Annotated in this window: 7 protein-coding genes and 1 tRNA gene; 4 read left to right on the top strand and 4 right to left on the bottom strand. The window is 50.2% G+C overall.

What is annotated here, in order from left to right; translation table 11 throughout:
- Both F4Z81_07225 and F4Z81_07220 read right to left on the bottom strand, forming a co-directional pair.
- On the bottom strand, window positions 1-503 hold a 503-nt coding region (locus F4Z81_07225; protein MXW04844.1), incomplete at its 3' end, for an ATP-binding protein.
- 569 nt (window positions 504-1,072) lie between these two features.
- Window positions 1,073-1,339, bottom strand: coding sequence for a hypothetical protein (locus tag F4Z81_07220; GenBank protein ID MXW04843.1), 267 nt, complete (start codon window positions 1,337-1,339; stop codon window positions 1,073-1,075).
- A 391-nt stretch (window positions 1,340-1,730) separates the two neighbouring features.
- Between F4Z81_07220 and F4Z81_07215 the strand changes: the two genes are divergently transcribed.
- The gene (locus F4Z81_07215; protein ID MXW04842.1) at window positions 1,731-2,744 is read left to right on the top strand and encodes an ATP-binding protein; all 1,014 of its coding nucleotides are present in this window, start codon (window positions 1,731-1,733) and stop codon (window positions 2,742-2,744) included.
- 193 nt (window positions 2,745-2,937) lie between these two features.
- Window positions 2,938-4,050 carry a DUF4268 domain-containing protein gene (locus F4Z81_07210; protein MXW04841.1) on the top strand — a complete coding sequence of 371 codons (1,113 nt, stop codon included), beginning with the start codon at window positions 2,938-2,940 and terminating at the stop codon, window positions 4,048-4,050.
- A gap of 58 nt (window positions 4,051-4,108) precedes the next feature.
- Here the strand turns inward: F4Z81_07210 and F4Z81_07205 are convergent, their stop codons facing one another.
- Both F4Z81_07205 and F4Z81_07200 read right to left on the bottom strand, forming a co-directional pair.
- On the bottom strand, window positions 4,109-5,122 hold the full coding sequence (locus F4Z81_07205) for a hypothetical protein (protein ID MXW04840.1): 1,014 nt from the start codon (window positions 5,120-5,122) through the stop codon (window positions 4,109-4,111).
- A gap of 17 nt (window positions 5,123-5,139) precedes the next feature.
- The gene (locus F4Z81_07200; GenBank protein ID MXW04839.1) at window positions 5,140-5,493 is read right to left on the bottom strand and encodes a helix-turn-helix domain-containing protein; all 354 of its coding nucleotides are present in this window, start codon (window positions 5,491-5,493) and stop codon (window positions 5,140-5,142) included.
- A gap of 165 nt (window positions 5,494-5,658) precedes the next feature.
- On the opposite strand from F4Z81_07200, the gene F4Z81_07195 reads away from it, so the two are divergent.
- Window positions 5,659-6,534 (top strand): outer membrane beta-barrel protein, encoded by an 876-nt coding sequence (locus F4Z81_07195; GenBank protein ID MXW04838.1) that lies wholly within the window; start codon window positions 5,659-5,661, stop codon window positions 6,532-6,534.
- 73 nt (window positions 6,535-6,607) lie between these two features.
- Window positions 6,608-6,681 (top strand) — tRNA-Arg (locus F4Z81_07190).
- Window positions 6,682-6,750 lie beyond the last annotated feature (69 nt).

The raw sequence follows: 6,750 nt of genomic DNA, 5'->3' as shown, positions 1-6,750 counted from the left end.
GTGCTAACATACTGTTTACCTTTACGAAGTTCAGTTTTAAGTCTTGCATATTTAAAACTGAATTCTAACCCAACAATCGATAAATCAGTTGTCGAACTGCCTACAGATATACCCGACTTGGTTTTTGTGTGATACTCTGTTTTATGTCCAGAATCGGGAACGTTTATTGCAATATCCCCATCTTCAAAAAGAGGCTTTACTCTGAGGTTTCTAACCCAACGGTTCTCACCAGAAATCTCAATCTGCTTGCTATGGTTTCTGTTAAAAAACAGGTTTCGCAGGTCTGATCCATCTGTAGGCAATATTCCTCTCCATTCTTCGATTCTTTGAATCAAACCTGGATTGGACATACCTGCTAGTAGAAACATCGATTCCAACACGGTCGTTTTCCCGCAGTTGTTTCTCCCCACAAAAAGATTCACTTGTTCAAGGTCTCTAACACTCAAAGAATCAATACCACGGAAATTCTCAATCTGTATGTTTCTATAAAAGTGATTACTCATTGTAATATACCCAATGATACCTGAGGAATATCTACCTGGGACAACTGGTTTTGCTAATATCTCTTATAATCCGAAATACATGCAATTACCGAACTACCTTGAAATGGACTCGATTCCAACGCAAACGTAAAGCATGCAACAGTGTACCACAAGAGTGTTTTGTGATGCAACCCATGAAATAGCGTCTAAATTCGCAATGATGCTCAAAGTACCCTGGCACCTAGTTTCATTGGATTAAGACCAGAATTACACTAACTGTCTAGTTAATTACTAGAGTTTTGAAACTCAGTGTGTTTCTGTGTCTTGGATGACAATCCCTACCTGGTGGGTTCCTTAAAATCTGGAAATCATCAAATCCGATATCGTTTTCTGTAAGACTGAACACAATCAAAGGTTCATGGCCTGTCAACAGCAACTCTGGTAATTGATGGTTTCAGTATAATTCAAAACAACACGATTTACTGGTCTTATGTGGGCAACGATAATTCCAAATGTATTGACCCTCATAGGTTTTATCTTCGCTACAATAGTTTGGTAATTACATCGTATGGTAAACAATCAGCAATCAACTACATCCTTTCACCCTCATCTGGTGGGTTTTCATCAAAAGGGATTCCCTTAGCATCAAGTGATTCCTTCGCGTCTTGTATCCGTTGATGAATCAGTCGCCATTCTGGATCCATATCAAGGGGTACGTCGTAATCGCCCCCTGTTTCCATCCTGTACACCATGAAACCAATGCCATTATCGCGCAACAACCCTTCGAGATACTGTGCGTAACGTTCAAGTTGCTGTTTTTCTCCATTCTTTGCCATTTTCCCCTCTTTCCGTTTCATGTATTCCCATTACTTCGGCGGTGGCAGTGGGTATTCTCATTGAATCTCAAATTGAAGTGTTAAGAGTCGGTAGTTGTGACATATCCCATTTACAGGTCATGTACTTGGGACCAAACCCTGTTTTGTTAAAGCATAATGAGAGTACTTGAACATTGTTGATGGGTTAGGTTAGTTACACTGAGAATTCAGCTATGGCTGTTTTCTGGTAAAACTCACCCACCAACTCAAACGACCTTAGGGTTATATTCGCAAATCAATCGATAAGATGAAGAAATTACATGATTGAGAAACACACACAATCTGCAGACTTTTGTAGGGTTACATCTGAGAACTGCGCGATCTCCCTTAGTGGTCACGAAAGGATTGTGTATTCATGAGCTGATGCTACGACATTTACAATAGAATCGTGAAACAAGGCTATACAGCTATTGAGCAGTTCGTAGAAGACCGAGAATTCGAAAACCTACATATAGACTTCAAGCGATCTTCGGACGGTGGTCAAAGCAGAAAGCTTACGCAAAGTGATCGACAAAACCTCGCAAAAGAAATCTCCGGATTCGGAAACTCTGAGGGAGGGGTAGTAGTCTGGGGCATAGATTGCTCCGACGACGAGGACGGGGCAGACGTAGCTCATGAAGAAACAATGATAAACAACCCTCTAAGATATGCTAGTTTATTGGAAGGTGCTATATCTGGCTGTACCATTCCGCCACACAAAGATATCAAGAACCACGTAGTGGAAACTAACAACGACAAGGGATTCGTGGTGACTCTGATTCCGTCTAGCGACGCTGCCCCTCATCGAACTATATATAACCATCTATACTACATCAGGGCTGGATCAAACTTTCATCCCGCACCTCATGAATTCTTGGCCGGAATGTTCGGCCGTCGACCACAACCTGATCTTCGTCATAAATGGGTAGTAGGAGTGCCCGAAATAGCTACAGATAGCCTTAAAATCGGTATTGGATTACTGATTTACAACTATGGCCGAGGTATTGCTATCGATATCTACTGTACAGTGATTAGCACTAACCTACCTGGAACTAGGTGTCGTATCGAATTTGAACCTCGAGACCAAGGGCAGACTAACTGGAAAGATAGATTTGGGTTTGGTTTTCACTTTAGTACGATTAGCGCTTGGAATTATCGACTCCCTCCGGACTGTTTCGATCAACCGGTAGTACTACAACTGTACCTTACACCTCCGTTTGAAGGTAGCCTATCATTGAACGGTACAGTTGGTTCGGGAACATCAGGCAAATTTCAGTTTAAAATTGATCAGGACGCAAGCTCCATAGAGATGATTTACAGTCGCATAATCAAAAGACTAAAAACCGACTCACCTGACGATCCCGATTTCACTGATCTAATTTCAGAGTTGCATGGAATAGAATCATAAAGCGCCAAAATACAATCGATAAGTGCTAGTTCTACTCAAGTTTTATTCTTAGACTATCCACCAGCACTGTATTTAAATGACGCCATGAAAAACGTGTTCGGTATGGATGTCGTCCCAACCTGAAGCAGCACCCTTCCACGGTAACCGAAATCAGGACAAATGGTCTTGGCGTAATGGCTTAGGAGACCCACTGATGTTCAAGGTAAACCTGTTAGATAATCACCTCGTCCAGCTTGAAGAACGGCGTTTCAGCGATTTGAAACTGAATGAGCGCGACCACCTTCAAGAATGGTTGGTGCATACGCCGGAGGCATTAGGCGAGGATCTACTTGTCATTCAGAAGGAATTCGACGGCTTCGAGGACACCAGGGAGCGTCTCGATCTCCTGGCGCTTGACAAGGAAGGCCGGGTGGTGGTCATCGAGAATAAACTCGACGATTCGGGCCGCGATGTCGTATGGCAGGCGCTCAAGTACGTCGCCTATTGTTCAAGTTTGAAAAAGGCAGAGATCGTCGAAATCTATCAGAAGTATCTCAACCGGTGGGTCGACGGCGAAAATGCAATTCCGAACCTGTGCGAATTCCTCGGTGTAGAAGATCTCGACGATACAGTACTAAACGCCGGTAATGAGCAACGGTTTATTCTGGTCGCCGCGAATTTCCGCAAAGAGGTTACGGCGACGGTACTCTGGCTGATCGGACACGGGGTCCAGGCGCAATGTTTCCGGGTTGTGCCTTACAGCTTCGGTGAAGAGCTTCTGATCGACCTACAACAGATTATCCCCACGCCGGAGGCCGCGGACTACATGATTGGAATGGCCAACAAGGAGTCGGAGGAGAAAGCCAGTCAGCGCACATTAACACAAACACAAAAGTTGAGGCACGCGTTCTGGACGAAGACTTTGGAAGTACTCCGTGATCGAGGCGTTTCACGGTACCAGACTATCAGTCCGTCCAGAGACCACTGGCTTGCGAGCCCTACGGGGGTGTCAGGCTGTGGCTACAACATGATCTTTGGAAAAAACCTGGCGCGTGTGGAACTCTACTTTTCGCGCCCTCAAGCGGAAGAGAATAAACGGATTTTTGATCAACTCATTCTGGAAAAACAGGAGATCGAAAACCGATTTGGGGCGGAACTTAATTGGCAGCGGTTAGACGACAAGAAAGCCTGTCGCATTAGTTTCCCGCATCAGTTCGATGGCTTTAACGAAGACAACTGGCCAGCGATGATTGAATGGCTGCATGAGCATATAGTCAAGCTGGAGGTGGCGTTCTCGGGACCACTGGATCGCTTGACAGTGAGGTAAATCCTGGCGCGACGCACTGCCCGCCGCGTAGAACGTCCCCTCCTGAGCACGCCTGGCCTCACGAATCCAGCGATTCGCTGGCGGAAAACTCCCTAACTTCGCGTTTTCTGGTATCCCGGAGAGTTACGACCCGGGTTCCGCTGATCGATTCATTGTCCGGCAGCGCCGTTACGCCTTTCTCCTTGCCGGTCTGCGACACGCTCTTCACCGACTTCAGGATATCGCTGCCCGAAACGGCCTCGTGATCGGCGTCGTAATAGTCATACCAGGGCAGGCCGGATTCAGTGTATTGTTCGGCCGTAGGCGGTTCTATCGGAGGACGCTCGCCGGTTATCGCCATCCACTGGGCCGAATTGGCGATGGAAACGAAACACCGGACGGGATGCCGCTGGTCCCAGGCATCCAGGCCGTAGTCGTCCTCGTAGATCTCCTGACGCATCCGCCCGCCGGGTGCCAGGCCCATGCCTTCCTCCTGGGGACTCTGCATCGCCATCGGCGCCATGTCCATATCTTCGTACAGTCTGTTCCGCATCGCTTCATAGCGTTCCGCCTTCATGGGATAGGCCGTTATCTGAAGGCCGCCATGCTGCGCCGAGTCCGTCAACTGCTCCTCGACCGTGTACCCCTTGCCCAGCGGCATGGCCACGAACTGGCGGACCACACCTTTTTCTACGCAGTATCCATCGAGCCACGGCTGTTCGGGCAATACCAGGTAGTCCTGCGGATCGGTATTCAGATGGTTTACCCAGTGCTCGCCAGTGATCGCGCAGACCTTTCCGGTCGCGATCTTCAGTGCGAAGGGATAAGCACTGAATCCGCCGAAGTTCAGCCACATCGCCTCGGCCTGGAACATCGGCATGATCACGCCACCCCTGCGGCCCCACGCGTCAGGCAGGCGATCCGAGTAGTCGTCCAGGTGACGCAGGGGAAAACATCCCAGGCCCGGGGGCAAGGGGTAATCGCTTCCATCGTCCGGGATGCGCAGCGTGCGCTGAAACGAAATCGAACACCGGGCCCGATCGTGGACTTCCGGGCTTTGGATTTCCAGTTGGTCGTGCTCAAGGTAAATCATTGTGGTTCTCCTTGTTGTTACCATTCACCGTCCCGCACTTCGCGTACTATCCTTAGGATGGCGTGATCGGGCGCTTCCTTCATCTTCCGGATCAGGTCCGCGAACAACTTCGGACGCTTGCGGATGATCTCCTGAAGGTCGCTCGACACCTTGCCCGCCAGGGCCAGCAGCACGTCCGGGTCCTCGCCCAGGTCCCGTGCCAGCTTGAGCGTCGTGGCCTCTGAAGGCGGCGCCACATCGCCACGCTCGATCTTGCTCAGGTAGGCCGGTTCGACCTCGATGCGCTGCGCCACCTGGCGCAGGGAGAACCGCCTGTCTTGCTTCCGCAGGTCTTCGCGGCGGAAACGGATGTGTTTACCAAAATGTGTCATATGTCATATATAGTACACATTTCATGGATTGTCAAGCACCTTCGTCAAAAAAAGTTCCAATGAAACATCAGCTTGTACGTATTAGTTGTTAAATAGTCCTCGAAAGCGTAATATCGATCCACCTGGATTTTCACAAAGGAATCATTAACCAGGAGTACCAGAAACATGGGAATGTTACGAGGTTTGTTCCGAAATTTGAAGATGACGGATGGCATGCCAGCCACGCGATCCGCGTCTAACGGGACCGCCATCCAATCCGCGTCTTACGTCTCAGCCTCGGTGGGGAGTGGTTGGCGTTTGCTTACCCTGGCACTCGCTTCGTTGATCATCGCCGCAGGTACCACGCAAGCCCAGGAAAACGCGACCGGATACTACGTCGGTGCATTCTCGGGGCCTGGTGTAGTGGACGTTCAAACGACCGACACCGATGGATTTTCGGGGTATGAGGGCGTCCCCGGGCAGATGTTCGATTACAACGATACCGGATTCCCGACCGGTGTCGTGGCAGGCCGGCACTTTCACCTGGGACGTGTTCCGATCCGGTTCGAAGTGGATGGCACCTTCGTCGGGCTTCCGTCGGCTTCGCGGCAGATGGATCCCGTCGGTATGGACGAAACGGCCACGTCGGAATTGCATTGGGTCGGAACGGCGCGCATTGGCATTCGGAAATCACTCGGCCGAGCCGGCGTGTTCCTCGATGGCGGAGTGTCGGTTGTCGGCATATCGAATTCGTTCATCGATCTCGACCCGGGAACGGACGGCCAGATGCAGGTGGACCACGACGATTCATTCGACGATCAGTTGACGCGCATCGGGTGGGTAGTGGGAACCGGAATCGATATGCCGGTGGCCGGCGCCTGGAACATCCGGTTCGAAGGTCTGTACGTGGATACGGGAGAGACCGACCACCAGGCCCCGAACCGACTTGGCGTCAACGCGGGCGTCTGCGGACCCGCAGGTCTCCCGAGCCCTTGCCGCTATGGCATCGATCAGCGGTTCGCCCTCCTCCGCCTGATCCTCGTTCGCAGTATTGGCCGATGAATGGCCGCCTGATTTCGTTGACATCATACCGTTCAATGCGTATATCGGATGCTGGCCTCAGTGGGTTCCCCGTGCGTCCGTAGCTCAGCTGGATAGAGCAACTGACTTCGGATCAGTAGGTCGGGGGTTCGAATCCCTCCGGGCGTATTCTCTTCTTAGACTTCCCCATTTGTAGTAACGATTCCAGGGCATCGATTCCAGGGCATCGATTGCCGG

This window comes from Gemmatimonadota bacterium (assembly GCA_009835325.1).
Lineage (GTDB): Bacteria > JAAXHH01 > JAAXHH01 > JAAXHH01 > JAAXHH01 > JAAXHH01.
The sequence above is the reverse complement of the archived record's forward strand: the minus strand, read 5'-3'. Positions and strand labels throughout refer to the sequence as shown.